Here is a 20,597-nt window from a genome sequence, read left to right as displayed (position 1 = left end):
CCGATCCGCCGGCACGGCCGCGGACAGGGCTCGTCCCCCGCCCATGAGGAACAGCCATGCGAGGAACGACCATGCTAGGAAGCCCGGGAAACGCCCCGCAACGCAATAAAAGGCCCGCGCGCCCGGCCCTCCCGCGCGGGAGATTGGCGCACGCCACATCGGGCCGGGCATGACCAGCCCGCCCCCATGTACTACAGTTATCTCGACATCGAGATATCTGCCGAGGCGCACTGCGGCCGCCACCCCGGTAAGGGGTACCTAACTTAGCCTTACCTTAGCGGATCGGCCAAGGAGGCGTGGCGGCAGGATGCGGTGGTACGCGCACATGGAATGAAGGAGACTGTCGTGTCGGCGAACAGCTTCGACGCCCGCAGCACGCTGCAGGTGGGCGACGAGTCGTACGAGATCTTCCGGCTGGACAAGGTGGAGGGCGCCGCGCGCCTCCCTTACAGCCTGAAGGTGCTGCTGGAGAACCTCCTCCGCACCGAGGACGGCGCGAACATCACCGCCGACCACATCCGCGCCCTCGGCGGCTGGGACTCCCAGGCCCAGCCGTCGCAGGAGATCCAGTTCACGCCGGCCCGCGTGATCATGCAGGACTTCACCGGCGTGCCCTGTGTCGTCGACCTCGCCACCATGCGTGAGGCCGTGAAGGCCCTCGGCGGCGACCCGGCCAAGGTCAACCCGCTCTCGCCGGCCGAGATGGTCATCGACCACTCCGTCATCGCCGACAAGTTCGGCACGAACGACGCCTTCAAGCAGAACGTCGACCTGGAGTACGGCCGCAACAAGGAGCGCTACCAGTTCCTGCGCTGGGGCCAGACCGCGTTCGACGACTTCAAGGTCGTCCCGCCGGGCACCGGCATCGTCCACCAGGTGAACATCGAGCACCTCGCCCGTACGGTCATGGTCCGTAACGGCCAGGCGTACCCCGACACCCTGGTCGGCACCGACTCGCACACCACCATGGTCAACGGCCTCGGCGTTCTCGGCTGGGGCGTCGGCGGCATCGAGGCCGAGGCCGCGATGCTCGGCCAGCCGGTCTCCATGCTCATCCCGCGCGTCGTCGGCTTCAAGCTGACCGGTGAGCTGACCCCCGGCACCACCGCCACCGACCTCGTGCTCACGATCACCGAGATGCTCCGCAAGCACGGTGTCGTCGGCAAGTTCGTCGAGTTCTACGGCGAGGGCGTCGCCGCCACCTCCCTCGCCAACCGCGCCACCATCGGCAACATGTCGCCGGAGTTCGGCTCCACCGCCGCGGTCTTCCCGATCGACGGCGAGACCATCAAGTACCTCAAGCTCACCGGCCGCTCCGAGCAGCAGCTCGCGCTCGTCGAGGCGTACGCCAAGGAGCAGGGTCTCTGGCTGGACCCGGCCGCCGAGCCCGACTTCTCCGAGAAGCTGGAGCTCGACCTCTCGACGGTCGTCCCGTCGATCGCCGGCCCGAAGCGCCCGCAGGACCGTATCGTCCTCGCGAACGCCGCCGAGCAGTTCAAGGTCGACGTCCGCAACTACGTCGACTCCGTGGACGAGGCCGGACAGGAGTCCTTCCCGGCCTCCGACTCCCCGGCCGTCGCCCCGAACGGCGCCCCGTCCAACCCGGTCACCGTGACCGCCCCCGACGGTTCGACGTACGAGATCGACCACGGCGCGGTGACGGTCGCGGCCATCACCTCCTGCACCAACACCTCCAACCCGTACGTCATGGTCGCCGCCGCGCTCGTCGCGAAGAAGGCCGTGGAGAAGGGCCTGACCCGCAAGCCCTGGGTCAAGACCACCCTCGCCCCGGGTTCCAAGGTCGTCACCGACTACTTCGACAAGGCGGGCCTGACCCCCTACCTCGACAAGGTCGGCTTCAACCTCGTCGGCTACGGCTGCACCACCTGCATCGGCAACTCCGGCCCGCTGCCGGAGGAGGTCTCCAAGGCCGTCAACGACCACGACCTCGCGGTCACCTCGGTCCTCTCCGGCAACCGCAACTTCGAGGGCCGGATCAACCCCGACGTCAAGATGAACTACCTGGCCTCCCCGCCGCTGGTCGTCGCGTACGCCCTCGCGGGCTCCATGAAGGTGGACATCACCAAGGACGCCCTCGGTGTCGACCAGGACGGCAAGCCGGTCTACCTGACCGACATCTGGCCGACCGAGGCCGAGGTCAACGACGTCGTGGCCAACGCCATCGGCGAGGACATGTTCAACAAGTCCTACCAGGACGTCTTCGCGGGCGACGCCCAGTGGCAGGCCCTGTCGATCCCGACCGGCGACACCTTCGAGTGGGACGCGGAGTCGACCTACGTCCGCAAGCCCCCGTACTTCGACGGTATGACGATGGAGACCACCCCGGTCTCCGACATCTCGGGCGCCCGCGTCCTCGCCAAGCTCGGCGACTCGGTCACCACCGACCACATCTCGCCCGCCGGCGCCATCAAGGCCGACACCCCCGCCGGCAAGTACCTCACCGAGCACGGTGTGGAGCGTCGTGACTTCAACAGCTACGGCTCGCGCCGAGGCAACCACGAGGTCATGATCCGCGGCACCTTCGCCAACATCCGCCTGCGCAACCAGATCGCGCCGGGCACCGAGGGCGGCTACACCCGCGACTTCACGCAGGAGGGCGGCCCGGTCTCCTTCATCTACGACGCGTCGCAGAACTACCAGGCCGCCGGCACCCCGCTGGTCATCCTGGGCGGCAAGGAGTACGGCTCCGGCTCGTCCCGCGACTGGGCCGCCAAGGGCACCGCGCTCCTCGGCGTCAAGGCCGTCATCACCGAGTCGTACGAGCGCATCCACCGCTCGAACCTCATCGGCATGGGCGTCCTGCCGCTCCAGTTCCCGGCCGGCCAGTCGGCCGACTCCCTCGGCCTGACCGGCGAGGAGACCTTCTCCATCACGGGCGTGACCGAGCTGAACGACGGCACCACCCCGGCCACGGTCAAGGTCACCACCGACACGGGCGTCGAGTTCGACGCGGTCGTCCGCATCGACACCCCCGGTGAGGCCGACTACTACCGCAACGGCGGCATCATGCAGTACGTGCTGCGCAGCCTGATCCGCAAGTAAGCGGCCGGCTGAGCAGGGCAGTCGAGGGCCGCATCCCCGGGACCGGGGGTGCGGCCCTCCGCCGTGCCCACGCCGCGTCCGAAACGCTTCTTCCGGGGCGAGCGGCTGCGGCTCAGCCGGAACGCGGGTTCCCCGGCGAGGCCCGTCCGCTTCTTCGGTTCCGTCGGTTCCCTCGGTCTCCGGGCGATCATCGGCCTACTCTGACCCGATGGTGGGGGACATGGTGGGGGAGACGGTGGGGGAACACGACTTCGGTGCGCGGTTACGGCGGCTGCTCGATCACCGGCGGCTGCGACCGGCGGCCCTGGCCCGGCACGTCGACGTCCCCGAGCGCGAGCTGACGGTCGTCCTCCACGGCGGCGAGGCACCGGCGCCGCCCCTCCTCCGGCGGCTCGCACCCGCCCTCGGCCTCCACACGGCGGACGTCTTCGCGATCGCGGGCACCGACACCCCGGACGACCTCACCCCGGTGGACACGACCGCCGGACGCGCCATCCCCCGTGTCCTCCAGGACGCAGCCGCCCTCCCGCCGCAGCAGTACGACACGCTGCGCCGATACGTCGCGTCCCTGCCCCAGGCCGAGCGCACCCGGCCCGTCCCGGAAACCCCGCCGGGCCGTCGTTACCCTCCGGGGCCAGGCGCCCTTCTCATGTCCATGCTGCACAACCGGAATCTCAACTGGCCGGCCATAGCCATTACCTTCGGTACGGTCACCTACCGGTACTGGGCGGCCTCCACCTTCGGCCAGGTGGGCCATGGCCGCAAGCCCCTCACCCCTGACCTGTTGGCGGACTACGCGGTACTGCTCGACGTCCCCGCCGACGACCTCTCCGCACTCACCGCCATCCCCCTGCCCACCCCCGGAACGCCCAAGCCCGACACCCCCGCAGTCGCCGACCTCATCTGGGAGCTGCGCCGCCTCACCGTGAGCCAGCTCCACCAGGTCACCGACACCGCGAAGGCCCTGCGGACGCACCCGCCGGACGACTGAGCCACGTAGCCGCCCACCCATGTCCCGTATGTTCCCGGCCCGGCAACCCTGGCGATCGGCAGGCCGGAGGGCCAAGACTGGCACCCATGGATGCACCGATGCGCCGCCGCACCCCGCTCCCGTACGTCGACGAGCACACGATCCTCGTCGAGGCGGATGCCGACGAGGTCTGGTGGGCCCTGGCCGAGGCGCTCGACTGGGCCTTCTCCCGCCCCGCCGCCGTCCGTTACGCCAAGCTCGTGGGCTGCGCCGACCACACCGCGTCCGGGCCCCGCCCGCCCGTCGAGGGCGAGACGACGTTCCCCGGCTTCCGCACGCTGACCGCGATCCCGGGCAGTCGGCTGACCCTCCTGGGCCGCCACCGCTTCTCCTCCTACACCCTGACCTTCCACCTCGACGCGGCAGGACCGGACCACACCCGGCTGCGCGCCGAGACCCGTGCCGTCTTCCCCGGCCCGGCCGGCGGCCTGTACCGCCTCCTCGCCCTGGGCACCGGTACGCACGCGAAGCTCACCCGCCGGCTCCTGACGACCACCCGGCTCCAGGCCGAGCGCCCCTGGAGGAGGGCCGGCTGAGCCACGCGGGCGCGGGAGCCACGCGCCACGCCGTCCCCGAGCCGCCCGACGGTTCACCCGCAGCGGTGGGCGAGGCCCCCGCGCGTCGATGCGCGACAGCCGTTTACAAGCGTCGCGCCGCGCGCTAGCTTCCGAAGCAGGTGGGGTGGGAGCGCTCCCACCTGGGCGAGGCGGACCGGAACCCGTCCCCCCCCGGATCCGCTCCCACCCGCACCACCTGTCCGCACCGCCACCCGCACATCGCCACACCTCGCACCCGCGCATCGCCACACCTCGCACCCGCGCATCGCCGCACCTCGCACCCGTACTTCGGTACACCCCGCACCCGCACATCGGCACGCGCACGTCCCCCCACCTCCAAGCCGTACACGCAAGGAGTTCTTGTCATGCACGTGACAAAATCACGCTTAGGGCTGCCCCGCCGCCACAGGGCCCTTCTCCTCGTCCTGCTCGCCCTCGTGACCACGATCCCGGCACTGGGTCTCGTCGTCACCGCCGGCAGCGGCAAGGCGGAGGCGCACGGCACCCCGATGAAGCCCGGCAGCCGCACGTTCCTGTGCTGGCAGGACGGGCTGACCGACACCGGGGAGATCAAACCGATCAACCCGGCCTGTCGTTCCGCGCAGCAGGTCAGCGGGACGACGCCGTTCTACAACTGGTTCTCGGTGCTCCGTTCGGACGGCGCCGGCCGCACCCGCGGCTTCGTCCCGGACGGCCAGCTGTGCAGCGGCGGCAACCCCAATTTCACCGGCTTCAACACCCCCAGCGCCGACTGGCCGTTGACCCATCTCACCTCCGGCGCGACCGTCGACTTCTCGTACAACGCGTGGGCGGCGCACCCGGGTTGGTTCTACGTCTACATCACCAAGGACGGCTTCGACCCGACGAAGACGCTCACCTGGAACGACATGGAGGCGCAGCCGTTCCTGAGCGTCGACCACCCGCCGCTGAACGGCAGCCCGGGCACGGTCGAGGCCAACTACTCGTGGCGGGGCCAGCTGCCCGCGAACAAGTCGGGCCGCCACATCGTCTACATGGTCTGGCAGCGTTCCGACAGCCAGGAGACCTTCTATTCCTGCTCCGACGTCGTCTTCGACGGCGGCAACGGCGAGGTGACCGGCATCAAGGAGCCCGGCAACCCCACCGAGCCGGTCCCGGGCGAGTGCTCCGCGACCCGCCGTACGACGGGCAGCTGGACCGGCGGCTACCAGTCCGAGGTCGTCGTCAAGAACACCGGCGACGTGCCGATGCTCGGCTGGATGGTCGACTGGACGCTGCCCGCCGGGCAGAAGGTCGACAGTCTGTGGAGCGGCAGCGCGACCTACACCGGGCAGAACGTGATGGTGCACAACGCGGACTGGAACGGGTCACTGGATCCAGGTGAGACCGCGAACTTCGGATATGTGGTGCAGGGGTCGGGAGGTGATCCCGCGACCACGCTGCCCTGCCGGGTGGGCTGAGCCCGGCGCTGTCGGCCCGATCTGCGGCGCCGGCCCTGTGCGGGGGCGGGCGCCGTGCTCGGGGCGGACCGGGTGGGCGGGCGGTACGTGCCCACCCGGTCCGCGAGCCGCGTCCGGTACGGGGGAGACCGGGCGCGGTGGGAGTGCGGCTGTGGGACCCCTCGGCAGGACAACGTTGTCGAGTGGTCTGGACATGACTCTATCGTTCCCTCGGGCAACCAGGTCAAGCGGGTTCGGGCCGGTGCCCCGGCCCGAACCGGATCAGGCCAGCAGCTCCACCTCCGCGAGCGTCGCCGTGTCGTCGAGGACCAGCCGGTAGTGGTCGTACGCCCTCGGGGCCGGGACGGAGAAGGCCCGGGTCTGCCGGTCCCAGGCGAAGGACTCGCCGACGCGTCTGTCGAGGGTCTTCCAGGTCGTGCCGTCCGCCGAGCCCTGCAAGGTCCAGCCGGACGGGGCCCCGGCGTGGTCGGCCGAGGTCAGCGTGTACTGAACGGCCTTGGTCCGGGCGGGAGTCGGCAGCGGCACGGTTTCCACGGAGGCCTTCGTCGACGACGTGTCGTCGAACAGCTCCCCCTGCCCCTCGACGGCGTCCGCACGGGGGGAGGGCACCTTGCCGTCCTTCGTGATCGACACCGGGGCGGCACGCTCACCGGTGCCCCAGCGGGAGGGCCTCGGACCCATGTCGAACTTCAGCACCCCGCCACGGGAGATCAGCGAGTGCGGCAGTGAAGTCGAGTTCCAGGCCTTGCCGTTGACCTTCAGGCCCTGCACGTACACGTTCCTGGCGCTGTTCCTCGGGGCCTCGACCACCAGGTCCCTGCCGTTCTCCAGATGGACGGTCGCCTTGGTGAACAGGGTGGAGCCGACGGCGTACTCGCCGCTGCCCATCACCAGCGTTTCGGGAGGGACGGTGGTGATGGGCCTTGAGCTGTCCGTGGTGCGGGTGGGGTGAGGATCCGGGGCCGGGGTAGCCCTGGAAGGCGAAAGTGTGCCCGTCACTCTCGCGGGTGATGTTGGTCGAAGGCGCGCGCGGGAGGGGAACGAGATATCTAGGTTCGTGGCATGTCTCGATTCCGGATGTATCCGTCGCCTGTGCAGGCCGAGTAGATGCTCACACACTGCGCGCACGCCCGGTACGTCTGGAACCTTGCCGTCGAGCAGCACTCGCACTGGCGCCGGTGGCGCAGGAGTGCGCCTGGTTTCGCGGAGCAGTGCCGTCAACTCACCGAGGCCCGGCGGGAGAACGAGTGGCTGGGTTCGGGGAACGCGGATGTGCAGCAGCAGGCGTTGAAGGATTTCGCCAAGGCCAAGAACGCCCGATTCACGTCCGGGTTCGGTGAGCCGACCTGGCGGAGGAAGCATGTGCACGAGGGCTTCCGTGTCATCGGCACCGACCGCGTACCGGAGTATCACGCGGACGGGTCGCCGAAGTTCAACGCCAAGACCGGTCGGCAGGTCCTGGGCCGGTCGGTCGTGGTGCAGAAACTCAACCGGCGGTGGGCGCAGGTGAAGGTGCCCGGTTGCGGCTGGGTCCGGTTCCGTCTCAGCGCTAGGGGCAAGGGTGCGAAGCTGCCCGACGCGAAGACGTTTAGGGTCACCTTCCGCAACGGGCAGTGGCACATCGCGTTCGCGGTCATCCCCGAGCCTGCGCCTACGCCCGGCACGGGCGAGGTGATCGGCATCGACCGGGGTGTCACCATCACCGCCGCCCTCTCCGACGGCCGGAAGCTGAACTGCCCCCAGCTCACCGACAAGGAACGTGCGCAGATCCGCAAGCACCAGCGGCGGGCTGCCAGAGCCCCGAAAGGCAGCGCCGCCAAGGCGGCCGAGTACGCGAAGGCCGCCCAGCTCAGGGCGCGGGAGGCGAACCGGCGCAAGGACTGGTGCGAGAAGACCAGCACCATGCTCGCTCGCTCCTATGACCTCATCCGGTTCGAGAAGCTGAACATCAAGACGATGACCCGCTCCGCGAAGGGAACCGTGGAGCGGCCCGGCAGGAACGTGGCGCAGAAGTCCGGGCTGAACCGCTCGATCCTCGCCCAAGGCTGGGGCCTGCTGCGGCAGCGCACCGGGCACAAGGCCCCCGGCCGGGTCGAAGACGTTCCCGCCCCCTACACCAGCCTGCGGTGCAGTGCCTGCGGATGGATCGACAAGAACTCGCGCAAGAGCCAAGCCGGGTTCGTCTGTTCCTCCTGTGGCTTCACCTGCAACGCGGACAGCAACGCAGCGATCAACGTCGCGGCAGGACAGGGCGGGATCCCCCGCCCCCGGCGGACAGCCGGTGCCGGAGGGGCGACAACGGCCACCAGCCGTTCGAGCGCCCGTGAACCTCAACCCAACCGGGGTGGAATCCCCCTCGTCTGAGAGGGGGAGGATGTCAATGGTTGACGTACAGCACACACTCACGAGTCCGCCGTGTGGCGGCCCGCGTACCGCAGGGCCCGCTTGCCGGTGAAGCCCGCGCCGGCCTTCGCGGTCGCGGATCCGCTCGGGCCCCGGTCGACCAGCGACAGCATCTCCTTCGGCGGGGGCGCCTCGCCGCCGCCCGTGGAGAACTGCACATCGGCGAGCTGGGTGATCATCGAGGCGCCGTTGTTCCGGGTGATGTCGAGCCGGAAGTGCCGGTAGCCGGCCACCGCGTCGCGGGGGATGTCGTACGACTTCGTCTGGAACCGTTCGGTGAAGGACTCGCCGGAGCGGGTGTCGAGGGTCTTCCACTCCTTGCCGTCGGCGGAGCCCTTCAGGGTCCAGTCCTTCGGATCGCGGGTCTCGAAGTCGTTCGCCGACGTCAACGCGTAGGTCACCACCTCGGCCGGTCCGGCGAGGTCGAACTCGGCCCAGCCGGCGGGCTGGAAGGTGAGCCACTTGGTGCCGGACTCGCCGTCGACGAGGTTCTCCTTCACCTCCCCGCCGGCGGCGTTCTCGCCGCTGGCCCGGACCTCGGTGACCCGGTCGGTGATGTTGCCCGGGATGCCGGTGGTGTAGCCGCCGTCGACACCGGAGGCTCGCGCCGAGCCGTCCGGAGCGGTGTCGACCGTGCTGATCCAGTCCGGCGCCGGGTCGTCCGGCTCGAACGAGGAGCCGAACTCCCGCGCACCGGCCGCCGCTCGGTCCGATAACGCGACGGCCGCGCCCTGCGAGGCCATCACCAGAGCGAACGCGACGGCGCCGAGCACCGCCCTGGAACTCCGTCTGTGCCGCATCAGCGAGCACCCTCCCAACGTCCCGCAGACTGTTTCCGATCAAGAAGTGATCGAAAGAGGACAACGTTGTCGACTCTGTAACGCGGGCACCAGTAGGGGTGGAAGTGACGAGCGATGTCAAGGGTGTTGGCTGCGCCATCCAGGCCGAATGGCGGGGATTTTCCGGTCAGGTGGCGCAAGGTCGCTCATATTTCCGAGAGGTCTCAACTCGGAAAAGACCGAAGGCGAACCTTGCATTCGATCTTGCCCCCCTGGCGGGAAGTGGACTATACCTGTCGGCGTCCGCATAGTGGTCGCACAACCGTGGACGGCACTACCTGGGGGGAATTACCGGTGGCCGCGGACGTGTCCGCGCGCCGACCACCTCCTCCCCCTGTTGAATCCTCACGCATGACCCCAGCTTGAACCGACCGCGGTGCCGGGAGGATCCGGTTCACCGCCTGAGTCCTGGAGAAGGCGAGGACTTGAGCATGGGATCCACTACCGCTGCGCACGACCACGGCCCCGACGGCGCCGACACCACCCGGCCCGAGGGCGTCGGCCGCCGCGATCTGATCAAGCGCTCCGCCGCGCTGGGCCTGATCACCGTTCCCACGATGAGCTTCCTGTCCGCGTGTGCCAGCGGGGGCGGCGGGGACGACAACGCCGAGGACAGTCAGGGCAAGACCTCCGAGTCGAACCCCTTCGGTGTGAAGAAGGGCAGCAAACTCGACGTCGTCATCTTCAAGGGCGGCTACGGCGACGCCTACGCCAAGGCCTGGGAGGCCGCCTTCCAGAAGAAGTGGGGGGTCACCTCCACCCACACCGGCACCCAGGAGATCACCGGCAAGCTCCAGCCCCGGTTCAACGCCGGCAACCCGCCGGACATCGTCGACGACTCCGGCGCCCAGCAGATCCCGATCGACGTCCTCTACAAGAACGACCAGCTCCTCGACCTCGCCGCGGTGCTGGACGCCCCCTCGATCGACGACCCGGCCAAGAAGGTCCGCGACACCCTCATCCCCGGCACGCTCGACGCGGGCATGCAGGAGGACAAGATCGTCGCCCTCAACTACATCTACACGGTGTGGGGCCTGTGGTACTCCGGCAAGCTCTTCGAGGAGAACGGCTGGGAGGAGCCCAAGACCTGGGCCGACTTCCTGACCATCTGCAAGGAGGCCAAGGCCAAGGACATCGGCGGCCTCGCGCACCAGGGCAAGTACCCGTACTACATCAACGTCGCCATCATGGACCTGATCGCCAAGACGGGCGGCCTGGACGCCATGAAGGCGATCGACAACCTCGACCCGAAGGCGTTCGTCGGCTCCGACGCCGCGAAGGCCGCGGTCGAGGCGATCTACGAGGTCGTCGAGAAGGGCTATCTGATGCCCGGCACCAACGGTCTCACCCACACCGAGTCGCAGACCCGCTGGAACCAGTACAAGGCCGTGTTCATCACCTCCGGCTCCTGGCTGGAGAACGAGCAGCTGAAGCAGACACCGGAGGACTTCGACATGAAGTTCATGCCGATGCCACTGCTGCCGGACAGCGTCATGCCGTTCGAGGCGATCCGGGCCGGCTCCGGCGAGCCGTTCATCATCCCCGCCAAGGCCAAGAACCTCCCGGCCGCCAAGGAATTCATGCGGATGATGCTCTCCAAGGAGTGGTCGACGCTGTTCGCCAAGGAGGCCAATTCGCTGACCATCCTGAAGGACGGCGTCGACACCGGCGTACAGCTGCGCCCGGGCACGCAGTCCACGGTCGAGGCCTCCAAGGCCGCCGGTGACAATACGTTCCGTTACCTGTACACCGAGTGGTACAGCGAGATGGACACGGCGATCCAGAACGCCTCGAACGAACTGATGGCGAAGCGGATCCAGCCCGCCGAGTGGCTCAAGCGGGCGCAGGCCGCGGTGGACAAGCAGGCCAAGGACCCGGAGTCCAAGAACAACCGCCGGGACTAGCGGGGCGTCGGAGCGCCGTGGGAGCTGCGCACTGTGGTGAGCTGCGGGTTCGTCGTGGCTCGTCGCGCAGTTCCCGCGCCCCGGAAAGGACGGGGCACGCCTTTCGTCTCATGGAACCCGAGGCAGGAAAACGCCAATGCGTAAAGGGCAGAACCGGTTCGTCGCGGGGTTTCTCCTGGCCCCCGTGGCGCTTTATCTGATCTTCGTGATCTGGCCGTACATCCAGACGTTCGGCTATTCGCTGACCGACTGGAAGGGGCAGTCCCAGACCTTCTCCTTCATCGGCCTGGACAACTACACCGCGTTGTTCGAGGACGACATCTTCCTCCAGGCGATCTGGCACAACATCCTGTTCCTGGTGTTCATCCCGGTCATCACCATCCTGCTCGCGCTGTTCTTCGCGTTCATGCTGAACGCGGGCGGGCGCGGCCGGGCCGGCGGGGTCTCGGGGGTCGCCGGATCGGGCTTCTACAAGATCGTCTACTTCTTCCCGCAGGTGCTGTCGCTGGCGATCCTCGCGGTGCTGTTCGGCGCCGTGTACCGCAGCGACAGCGGCGGCATGCTCAACGGTCTCCTGATGAAGCTGGGGCTGGTCGACGAGAGCAGCCCCGTCGAGTGGCTGAACGAGCCGAACATGGTGCTCTGGGCCCTCATCCTGGTCGTCGTCTGGCACGGCGTCGGCTTCTACCTGATCCTGTTCTCCGCCGCCATGCAGGCCATCCCGAGGGACATCTACGAGGCCGCCCTGATCGACGGCGCCGGCCGCGCCCACACCTTCTTCCGCATCACCCTGCCCCTGCTGTGGGACTCCGTGCAGACCGCCTGGGTCTACCTCGGCATCGCGGCGATGGACATGTTCATCCTGGTCTCGACCATGACCGCGGGGGAGTACGGAGGCGGCCCCGACCACCACAGCGAGGTCATGGCGACCGTGATGATGCGGAACTTCCTGCTGTACGGCAGGAGCGGCTACGCCTGCGCGATGGGCGTCGTGATGCTGCTCCTCACCCTGATCGTGTCGGTGGTCATGCTGCGGGCCACCCGGCGCGAGCGCGTCGAGTTCTGAGCGGGAGAGACGACAGAAGATGAGTGCACCCCTCAAGACCGCCTCGCGCGGCGACTCGGTCCCCACCGGCCCGACGGTGGACACGGGCCGGACCGGACCCGGCGACGACCGCGGCGAAGGCGTCGTCCTGAACGCCTTCTCGCACGGGTTCCTCGCCCTGTGGGCCCTGCTGATCGTGCTGCCGCTGCTGTGGCTGGTGCTCAGTTCCTTCAAGACCGACGTCCAGATCGGCGGCTCGGCCTTCGGCTGGCCCGAGAACTGGTCCCTGGACGTCTTCTCCCGCGCCTGGGACAAGGGCATCGGCGACTACTTCGTCAACACGGTCATCGTGCTGGTCTTCTCCGTGCCGCTGACCATGCTGTTCGGCTCGATGGCCGCGTACGTCCTGGCCCGCTACCCGTTCCGGGGCAACCGGCTGCTGTACTACTTCTTCGTCGCCGGCGCGATGTTCCCCGTGTTCCTGGCCCTGGTGCCGTTGTTCTTCATGGTCAAACGGCTGGACATGCTGAACACCTACCAGGGGCTGATCCTGGTGTACGTCGCCTACTCGCTGCCGTTCACCGTGTTCTTCATGCACGCGTTCTTCCGCACGCTGCCCACGGCGGTCTTCGAGGCGGCCATCCTCGACGGGGCCTCGCACACCCGGACGTTCTTCCAGGTCATGCTGCCGATGGCGAAGCCCGGACTGATCAGTGTCGGCATCTTCAACACTCTGGGGCAGTGGAACCAGTTCATCCTGCCCACGGTGCTGATGCAGCCGCAGAGCGGCGACGATCCCGAGCGGTACGTCCTCACCCAGGGCCTCATCCAGCTCCAGCAGCAGCAGGGCTACGCGTCCGATCTGCCCGTCCTCTTCGCCGGGGTCACCATCGCCATGGTCCCCATGCTCGTGGTCTATCTCTCCTTCCAGCGGCAGGTCCAGGCGGGCCTCACCTCCGCCACGCTCAAGTAGCCGGTCCCGGGACCCCAAGTAGCCGCAGAGTGACATTTAGTGGTCATTCGGCGACCCCAGTTTCCCTCAAGGACTTGACTGCGGTAACCCGTTCAGCGGAGCTTGGAGTTCACAACTTGTAAGTGGGCCGGGTCTTATGGCTGTGACCCGGGTCACCCGGGCGGCGTGCGGGCCGCCCGGTCCGGGACGGGAGTGGATGAGTCGATGGAGACTCCGGGGTCGCAGTCGTCGCTGCACCGAGCAAATCTCGAGCGCGTCGTACGGGCGGTGCGTCTCGCCGGGTCGCTCACCCAGGCGGAGATCGCCAGGACCACCGGCCTGTCCGCGGCCACGGTCTCCAACATCGTGCGCGAACTCAAGGACGGTGGAACCGTCGAGGTCACGCCCACTTCGGCGGGCGGCCGCCGGGCGCGCGCGGTCTCGCTGAGCGGGGACGCCGGCATCGTGATCGGCGTGGACTTCGGGCACACGCATTTGCGCGTCGCGATCGGGAATCTCGCCCATCAGGTGCTCGCCGAGGAGTCCGAGCCGCTGGATGTGGACGCCTCGTCGACCCAGGGTTTCGACCGGGCGGATCAGCTGGTCACCCGGTTGGTCGAGGCCACCGGGGTGGACCGTACGAAGATCGCGGGGGTGGGCCTCGGCGTGCCCGGCCCGATCGACGTGGAGTCCGGCACGCTCGGCTCCACCGCGATCCTTCCGGGCTGGACCGGCACCAAGCCAGCCGCCGAGATGCAGCACCGCCTGGGCGTCCCGGTGCACGTGGACAACGACGCCAACCTCGGCGCCCTCGGTGAGCTGGTCTGGGGCAGCGGCCGGGGGGTGCGGGACCTGGCGTACATCAAGGTCTCCAGCGGCGTGGGAGCCGGACTGGTGATCGACGGCAAGATCTACCGGGGCCCGGGTGGCACAGCGGGAGAAATCGGGCATATTACTCTTGATGAATCCGGCCCGGTCTGCCGCTGCGGCAACCGCGGCTGCCTGGAGACCTTCGCCGCCGCGCGCTATGTGCTGCCGCTCCTCCAGTCCAGCCACGGCACCGATCTGACCATGGAAGGGGTCGTACGGCTGGCGAGGGACGGGGATCCGGGCTGCCGTCGGGTGATCGCCGACGTCGGCCGACACATCGGCAGTGGAGTCGCCAATCTCTGCAATCTGTTGAACCCGAGCCGCGTGGTCCTCGGTGGCGATCTCGCCGAGGCCGGAGAGCTGGTTCTCGGACCCATAAGGGAGTCGGTCGGCCGGTACGCGATCCCGAGTGCCGCACGTCAACTCTCAGTGCTGCCAGGGGCGCTTGGCGGCCGTGCCGAGGTCCTCGGGGCCCTGGCGCTGGCCCTCGGCGAGATGGGTGATTCCACCCTTTTGGACGGAACCCTCACCGCGGCCACCCCTGTCTTCACTTAGAGAACGAAACACGCCGTTGCCAACCCGTTAAGGATTTACTTCTTGACGTCGCACGTGTGGCCGAGTTGACTTCCAGCCACCTCGGCCGCAGCGCTGCGGCCCGTGTCAGGGAGGCACAACCCAATATGAACGCAACGATGCGTAGAGTCGTGATCGGCGCCACCGCGGCTTCGCTGGCGCTCTCCGTGGCCGCCTGTGGCAAGGCCGGCGACGACAACGACTCGGACAGCGGCAGCACCGGTGGCGGCGACAGCAAGACGATCGGTCTGCTCCTGCCCGACAACGTCACCGCGCGCTACGAGAAGTTCGACCGTCCGTACTTCGAGGACAAGGTCGAGGAACTCTGCTCCGACTGCAAGGTCGAGTACGCGAACGCCGCCGCCGACCCCACCAAGCAGGCTCAGCAGATGAGCACCATGGTGACCAAGGGCGTCAAGGTCATCGTCGTCTCCGCCCAGGACTCCGCCGCCATCAAGTCCTCCATCCAGTCCGCGGTGGACAAGGGCGTCAAGGTCGTCGCCTACGACCGTCTGGCCCAGGGCCCGGTCTCGGCCTACGTCTCCTTCGACAACGTCAAGGTCGGCGAGCTGCAGGGCGAGGCCCTCATCGCCGCCCTCGGCGACAAGGCGACCCCGAAGGCCAAGGTCGTCATGATCAACGGCGACGACGCGGACCCGAACGCCGGTCAGTTCAAGGAGGGCGCGCACAAGGCCCTCGACGGCAAGGTCGACATCGCCTACGAGCAGTCCGGCCTCTGGAAGGACACGGTCGCCGCCCAGAAGATGTCCGCGGCCATCACCCAGCTGGGTGCCAAGAACATCGCGGGCGTCTACGCCGCCAACGACGGCATGGCCGGTGGCATCGCCAACACCCTCAAGGGCGCGAAGATCAGTGGTATCCCGCTGACCGGCCAGGACGCCGAGCTCGCCGCCATCCAGCGGATCGTCGCCGGCACGCAGTCCTCCACGGTCTACAAGGCCTACAAGCCGGAGGCCGACACGGCCGCCGAGCTCGCGGTCAACCTGCTGGAGGACAAGGACATCAAGTCCCTGGCCGACACCGAGGTGACCAGCGGGTCCGGCGACAAGGTCCCGGCGAAGCTGCTGACCCCGGTCTCCGTGACCAAGGACAACATCAAGGACACGGTGGTGAAGGACGGCCTCTACACGGTCGCCGACATCTGCACCCCCGAGTTCGCCAAGGCCTGCAAGGCGGCCGGCCTCGAGTAGTCGCTCGGGCCCGGGCCGCGAGCGGTCACCGCGTCACGACCGCTCGACGGCCCACCTGAACCTGTCCGGCGCCCGCCCCGACCTCAGACCCCGCTTCCGGGGCGGGCGCCGGACGGAACCGCTGCCGAGAGAGCAGCGGCCACACGCATGTTCACCTTGTAAGCCTTGTGCGACGGCCCTCACCCCCAGGGGCCCGCACATCCTCCGCGTCCGGTTTCCGGCGCGGCATCCCCGCCGGTCAGGCGGCGAAGGAGATGGTTCACGTGTCCGCTACGCCCGTGCTGGCGTTGCGCGGAGTCTCCAAGCGGTTCGGTGCGGTGCAGGCACTCACCGACGTCGAGCTGGAGGTCCACGCCGGAGAAGTGGTCGCCCTGGTGGGCGACAACGGCGCAGGAAAGTCCACCCTGGTCAAGACCATCGCGGGTGTCCACCCCATCGATGAGGGCGTCATCGAGTGGCAGGGTGACCCGGTCAAGATCAACAAGCCGCACGACGCCCAGGGCCTCGGTGTCGCGACGGTCTACCAGGACCTCGCGCTCTGCGACAACCTCGACGTCGTCGGCAACCTCTACCTCGGTCGCGAGCTGCTGCACCGGGGCGTCATCGACGAGGTGACGATGGAGAAGAACTCGCGGGAGCTGCTGTCCACGCTCTCCATCCGGATCCCGAGCGTACGGATCCCGATCGCGAGCCTCTCCGGCGGTCAGCGCCAGGTCGTCGCCATCGCCCGCGCGCTCATCGGCGACCCCAAGCTCGTCATCCTGGACGAGCCCACCGCCGCCCTCGGCGTCGAGCAGACCGCGCAGGTTCTCGACCTGGTCGAGCGGCTGCGCGAGCGCGGCCTCGCCGTCATCCTCATCAGCCACAACATGGCCGATGTCAAGGCGGTCGCGGACACCGTCGCGGTCCTGCGCCTGGGCAAGAACAACGGTTCCTTCTCCGTGAAGGACACCAGTCACGAAGAGATCATCGCCGCGATCACGGGTGCCACGGACAACGCCGTGACCCGTCGTGCGGGGCGGCGCACCACGGAGGCGGCAAAGTGAGCGACACGTCCAAGACCGTGAAGAGCGATTCCGCAGCCGACGGCCAGACCACGGTCGCCCCCGCCGACGACCCCACGGCCGCGCCGGTCACCGTCGTCGACCCGCGTCTGCTGGTCCGCGAAGAGGGCCTCAAGGGCTACGTCACCGAGTTCAAGCGCAAGGTGAAGGGCGGCGAGCTGGGCTCGCTGCCGGTGGTCATCGGTCTGATCGTCATCTGGACGATCTTCCAGCTCCAGAACGATCGTTTCCTCAGCGCCGACAACCTCTCGAACATCAGCTACTTCCTCTCAGCCACCGGCATGCTCGCCATCGGCCTGGTGTTCGTGCTGCTGCTCGGCGAGATCGACCTGTCCGTGGGCTCGGTCAGCGGCCTGGCCTCCACCGTGTTCGCCGTGTTCGTGGTCACCAACGGGATGAACGCCTGGTTGGCGCTGGTCCTCGCGGTGCTCACCGGTATCGCCATCGGAGCGTTGCAGGGCTGGTTCTTCGCCAAGATCGGCGTGCCCGCGTTCGTCGTCACCCTGGCCGGTTTCCTCGGCTGGAACGGCGTGATGCTGTGGCTGCTGGGCGAGAGCGGCACGATCAACATCCCGTCCGACGAGGGCCCGATCCGCCTGCTCGGCCAGAGCTCCTTCTTCATGGACCAGGCCATCATCGGCGCCTGGCTCCTGGCCGGTCTCGCCGTCGTCCTCTCCCTGGTCGGCAACCTCAACGAGCAGCGCCGTCGCCGGGCCGCGGGCGTCCCGTTCCGGGCCACCAGCGAGATCCTGCTGCGCGTCGGCGCGCTCGCCGTCGCCGCCTTCGCCGCCGCCGCCGTGCTCAACAACGCGTCCGGTGTCTCCAACGCGCTGGTGATCTTCCTCGCGGCCCTGGTGATCGTGGACTTCGTGCTCCGGCGCACGACGTACGGCCGCAAGGTGTTCGCGGTCGGCGGTGGCATCGAGGCCGCCCGCCGTGCCGGTATCAACGTGCCGATGATCCGGATCACCGTGTTCGCCATCTCCGGTGGCTTCGCGGCGATCGGCGGTATGTTCTTCGCCGGCCAGACCGCGAGTGCGACGCTGTCCGCCGGTGGCGGCAACATTCTGATGCTCGCGATCGCCGCGGCCGTCATCGGCGGCACCAGCCTCTTCGGTGGGCGGGGGTCGGTGTGGTCGGCGCTGCTGGGCATGCTCGTCATCCAGTCGATCCAGACGGGTCTGGACCTGCTGAACATGAACCAGTCGATCCAGTACATGATCACGGGTGCGGTGCTGCTGGGCGCGGTCGTCATCGACTCCGTCAGCCGTCGGAGCCAGAAGGCCGCGGGTCGCGCGTAGCGGTCTGACGGGGGGCGCCGTCGGGGTGCCTGTCCGTCGCCGGCTGCGGGTTGTTCGTGGCTGGTCGCGCAGTTCCCCGCGCCCCTTCAGGGCGCTCATGTGCCCGGTGCCTTCAAGGCGCCGGGCACTTCCGCTTGTTGTCGGACGTTTCGTACGGGTACGTCTGCGCAGGATGGTTTACGGCCGTTTGCGTGACACGGGACCCGACCGCCCGGCGGTCGGCCCGGTGCGCGGAAGATTAGACTTCGTCGAGCCCGGTAACGCTCGAACAGCACTATCGCAAGGAGGCACGGGTGCCGCTGCTGACCCGCATCAGGGGACCGCGCGATCTGGACCGGCTCAGCCTGGAGGAGTTGGACCAGCTGGCGGAGGAGATCCGGACCTTCCTCGTGGAGGCGGTGTCGAAGACCGGCGGTCACCTCGGCCCGAACCTCGGAGTGGTCGAGCTCACCATCGCACTGCACCGGGTCTTCGACTCGCCCAAGGACAAGGTGCTGTGGGACACGGGCCACCAGTCCTACGTCCACAAGCTGCTGACCGGCCGCCAGGACTTCTCCCGGCTGAAGATGAAGGGCGGCCTCTCCGGCTACCCCTCGCAAGGAGAGTCCGAGCACGACGTCATCGAGAACAGCCACGCCTCCACCGTCCTCGGCTGGGCCGACGGCCTCGCGAAGGCCAACCAGGTGCTGAAACGCGACGACCACGTGGTCGCGGTCATCGGCGACGGCGCGCTGACCGGCGGTATGGCCTGGGAGGCGCTCAACAACATCGCCGACGCCAAGGACCGCCCCCTGGTCATCGTCGTCAACGACAACGAGCGCTCGTACGCGCCGACCATCGGCGGCCTCGCCAACCACCTGGCCACCCTGCGGACCACCGACGGCTACGAGCGCTTCCTCGCCCGCGGCAAGGACCTGCTGGAGCGCACCCCGGTCGTCGGCCGGCCGCTCTACGAGACGCTGCACGGCGCCAAGAAGGGGCTGAAGGACTTCATCGCCCCGCAGGGCATGTTCGAGGACCTCGGCCTGAAGTACGTCGGCCCGATCGACGGCCACGACATCGAGGCCCTGGAGTCCGCGCTGGCCCGCGCCAAGCGGTTCGGCGGCCCGGTCATCGTGCACTGCCTCACCGAGAAGGGCCGCGGCTACCAGCCCGCCCTCCAGGACGAGGCCGACCGTTTCCACGCCGTCGGCAAGATCCACCCGGACACGGGGCTGCCCATCGCCTCCTCCGGCGCCGACTGGACCTCCGTCTTCGGCGAGGAGATGGTGAAGCTCGGCAAGGAGCGCGAGGACATCGTCGCCATCACGGCGGCCATGCTCCAGCCGGTCGGCCTCGACAAGTTCGCCAAGGCCTTCCCCGAGCGCGTGTACGACGTCGGCATCGCCGAGCAGCACGGCGCGGTCTCGGCGGCGGGCCTGGCCACCGGGGGTCTGCACCCCGTCTTCGCGGTGTACGCCACCTTCCTCAACCGGGCCTTCGACCAGGTCCTGATGGACGTCGCCCTCCACAAGTGCGGTGTGACGTTCGTCCTGGACCGGGCCGGTGTCACCGGCACCGACGGCGCCTCGCACAACGGCATGTGGGACATGTCGATCCTCCAGGTCGTCCCGGGCCTCCGGCTCGCCGCGCCGCGTGACGCCGACCAGGTGCGCGCCCAGCTCCGCGAGGCCGTCGAGGTCACCGACGCACCGACCGTGGTGCGCTTCTCCAAGGGCGCCGTCGGCCCCGCCGTGCCCGCCCTGCGCCGCGTCGGCGGCATGGACGTGCTGCGCGAGCCCGGCACCGACACCCCCGACGTGCTCCTCGTCTCCGTCGGCGCCCTCGCGCCGATGTGCCTGGAGATCGCCGGCCTGCTCGACAAGCAGGGCATCACCACGACCGTCGTCGACCCGCGCTGGGTCAAGCCGGTCGACGAGCACATGGCGCCCCTCGCGGACAAGCACCGTGTGGTCGTCACCGTCGAGGACAACTCCCGTGTCGGCGGCGTCGGCTCGGCCGTCGCCCAGGCGCTGCGCGACGCCGGCGTGGACCTCCCGCTGCGCGACTTCGGTATCCCGCCGCGCTTCCTCGACCACGCCACCCGCGCCGAGGTCCTGGCCGAGATCGGGCTCACCGCGCCCGACATCGCCCGCCAGGTCACCGGGCTGGTCTCCAAACTCGACGGCCGCCTCGACGGGGCGCCCGCCGAGGCGGAGCCCGCGCGCGACTGACGTACCGCTTTGGGCCGTTCGGGCCGGTGTCGCCATTCTTTACGGTGGCGATACCGGCCCATTCGCGTGAAACCGCTCCCGTCCGGGCAAACGCTCCCCCAGTCTCGGCTTCGCTCGACCGAGGGGACCCCCA

The 20,597-nt window shown here is 68.7% G+C and carries 13 protein-coding genes and 2 pseudogenes; 13 read left to right on the top strand and 2 right to left on the bottom strand.

Translation table 11 applies throughout. The annotated features are described in order from the left end of the window. Nucleotides 1–345: 345 nt before the first annotated feature. The 4 genes from acnA (at nt 346) to HW837_RS10155 (ending at nt 6,089) form a co-directional block, all read left to right on the top strand. Nucleotides 346–3,063 carry an aconitate hydratase AcnA gene (acnA, locus tag HW837_RS10170; RefSeq protein WP_045559964.1) on the top strand — a complete coding sequence of 906 codons (2,718 nt, stop codon included), beginning with the start codon at nt 346–348 and terminating at the stop codon, nt 3,061–3,063. 208 nt (nt 3,064–3,271) lie between these two features. Then, nucleotides 3,272–4,054 carry a helix-turn-helix domain-containing protein gene (locus tag HW837_RS10165; RefSeq protein WP_107073768.1) on the top strand — a complete coding sequence of 261 codons (783 nt, stop codon included), beginning with the start codon at nt 3,272–3,274 and terminating at the stop codon, nt 4,052–4,054. 86 nt (nt 4,055–4,140) lie between these two features. Next, the gene (locus tag HW837_RS10160; protein ID WP_234442661.1) at nt 4,141–4,629 is read left to right on the top strand and encodes a hypothetical protein; all 489 of its coding nucleotides are present in this window, start codon (nt 4,141–4,143) and stop codon (nt 4,627–4,629) included. 386 nt (nt 4,630–5,015) lie between these two features. Beyond that, nucleotides 5,016–6,089 carry a lytic polysaccharide monooxygenase auxiliary activity family 9 protein gene (locus HW837_RS10155; protein ID WP_177261823.1) on the top strand — a complete coding sequence of 358 codons (1,074 nt, stop codon included), beginning with the start codon at nt 5,016–5,018 and terminating at the stop codon, nt 6,087–6,089. 261 nt (nt 6,090–6,350) lie between these two features. Here HW837_RS10155 and HW837_RS10150 read toward each other — a convergent pair. Next, a pseudogene (locus tag HW837_RS10150) lies at nt 6,351–6,983 on the bottom strand (glycoside hydrolase domain-containing protein); the annotation flags it as partial. 213 nt (nt 6,984–7,196) lie between these two features. On the opposite strand from HW837_RS10150, the gene HW837_RS10145 reads away from it, so the two are divergent. After that, nucleotides 7,197–8,453: an RNA-guided endonuclease InsQ/TnpB family protein gene (locus HW837_RS10145; protein WP_237270093.1), complete on the top strand. Its 1,257-nt coding sequence runs from the start codon at nt 7,197–7,199 to the stop codon at nt 8,451–8,453. Between the two features lie 44 nt (nt 8,454–8,497). Here HW837_RS10145 and HW837_RS10140 read toward each other — a convergent pair. Beyond that, nucleotides 8,498–9,292 (bottom strand): annotated as a pseudogene (locus tag HW837_RS10140) (discoidin domain-containing protein); the annotation flags it as partial. A gap of 470 nt (nt 9,293–9,762) precedes the next feature. On the opposite strand from HW837_RS10140, the gene ngcE reads away from it, so the two are divergent. The 8 genes from ngcE to dxs all read left to right on the top strand — a co-directional run bounded on the left by ngcE (nt 9,763) and on the right by dxs (nt 20,464). Next, nucleotides 9,763–11,235 (top strand): N-acetylglucosamine/diacetylchitobiose ABC transporter substrate-binding protein, encoded by a 1,473-nt coding sequence (ngcE, locus tag HW837_RS10135; RefSeq protein WP_045559899.1) that lies wholly within the window; start codon nt 9,763–9,765, stop codon nt 11,233–11,235. Nucleotides 11,236–11,371: 136 nt separating this feature from the next. Beyond that, entirely contained in the window at nt 11,372–12,301 is a 930-nt protein-coding gene (locus tag HW837_RS10130; RefSeq protein WP_093789589.1) for a carbohydrate ABC transporter permease, read from the top strand. Between the two features lie 19 nt (nt 12,302–12,320). Further along, nucleotides 12,321–13,253 (top strand): carbohydrate ABC transporter permease, encoded by a 933-nt coding sequence (locus HW837_RS10125; RefSeq protein WP_193380716.1) that lies wholly within the window; start codon nt 12,321–12,323, stop codon nt 13,251–13,253. Between the two features lie 204 nt (nt 13,254–13,457). Next, nucleotides 13,458–14,657, top strand: coding sequence for an ROK family transcriptional regulator (locus tag HW837_RS10120; RefSeq protein WP_193380717.1), 1,200 nt, complete (start codon nt 13,458–13,460; stop codon nt 14,655–14,657). Between the two features lie 137 nt (nt 14,658–14,794). Next, nucleotides 14,795–15,886 carry a sugar ABC transporter substrate-binding protein gene (locus HW837_RS10115; RefSeq protein WP_193380718.1) on the top strand — a complete coding sequence of 364 codons (1,092 nt, stop codon included), beginning with the start codon at nt 14,795–14,797 and terminating at the stop codon, nt 15,884–15,886. A gap of 254 nt (nt 15,887–16,140) precedes the next feature. Further along, nucleotides 16,141–16,932 carry an ATP-binding cassette domain-containing protein gene (locus tag HW837_RS10110; protein ID WP_093789591.1) on the top strand — a complete coding sequence of 264 codons (792 nt, stop codon included), beginning with the start codon at nt 16,141–16,143 and terminating at the stop codon, nt 16,930–16,932. Further along, the gene (locus HW837_RS10105; protein WP_093789592.1) at nt 16,929–18,251 is read left to right on the top strand and encodes a sugar ABC transporter permease; all 1,323 of its coding nucleotides are present in this window, start codon (nt 16,929–16,931) and stop codon (nt 18,249–18,251) included. The genes HW837_RS10110 and HW837_RS10105 overlap by 4 nt, the downstream gene beginning before the upstream one ends. A gap of 293 nt (nt 18,252–18,544) precedes the next feature. Beyond that, entirely contained in the window at nt 18,545–20,464 is a 1,920-nt protein-coding gene (gene dxs, locus HW837_RS10100) for a 1-deoxy-D-xylulose-5-phosphate synthase (protein ID WP_045559893.1), read from the top strand. Nucleotides 20,465–20,597 lie beyond the last annotated feature (133 nt).

Origin of the sequence: Streptomyces caniscabiei (genome assembly GCF_014930365.1) — a bacterium.
Classification (GTDB): domain Bacteria; phylum Actinomycetota; class Actinomycetes; order Streptomycetales; family Streptomycetaceae; genus Streptomyces; species Streptomyces caniscabiei.
This window is presented reverse-complemented; position numbering and strand designations above follow the sequence as displayed.

Excerpts from the sequence above, each read along its gene's own strand:
- ngcE (WP_045559899.1), top strand. The coding sequence starts at position 9,763 with ATGGGATCCACTACCGCTGCGCACGACCACGGCCCCGACGGCGCCGAC.
- HW837_RS10125 (WP_193380716.1), top strand. The coding sequence starts at position 12,321 with ATGAGTGCACCCCTCAAGACCGCCTCGCGCGGCGACTCGGTCCCCACC.
- HW837_RS10115 (WP_193380718.1), top strand. The coding sequence starts at position 14,795 with ATGCGTAGAGTCGTGATCGGCGCCACCGCGGCTTCGCTGGCGCTCTCC.
- HW837_RS10130 (WP_093789589.1), top strand. The coding sequence starts at position 11,372 with ATGCGTAAAGGGCAGAACCGGTTCGTCGCGGGGTTTCTCCTGGCCCCC.
- HW837_RS10155 (WP_177261823.1), top strand. The coding sequence starts at position 5,016 with ATGCACGTGACAAAATCACGCTTAGGGCTGCCCCGCCGCCACAGGGCC.
- HW837_RS10145 (WP_237270093.1), top strand. The coding sequence starts at position 7,197 with ATGCTCACACACTGCGCGCACGCCCGGTACGTCTGGAACCTTGCCGTC.
- HW837_RS10120 (WP_193380717.1), top strand. The coding sequence starts at position 13,458 with ATGGAGACTCCGGGGTCGCAGTCGTCGCTGCACCGAGCAAATCTCGAG.
- HW837_RS10110 (WP_093789591.1), top strand. The coding sequence starts at position 16,141 with ATGGTTCACGTGTCCGCTACGCCCGTGCTGGCGTTGCGCGGAGTCTCC.
- HW837_RS10165 (WP_107073768.1), top strand. The coding sequence starts at position 3,272 with ATGGTGGGGGACATGGTGGGGGAGACGGTGGGGGAACACGACTTCGGT.
- HW837_RS10160 (WP_234442661.1), top strand. The coding sequence starts at position 4,141 with ATGGATGCACCGATGCGCCGCCGCACCCCGCTCCCGTACGTCGACGAG.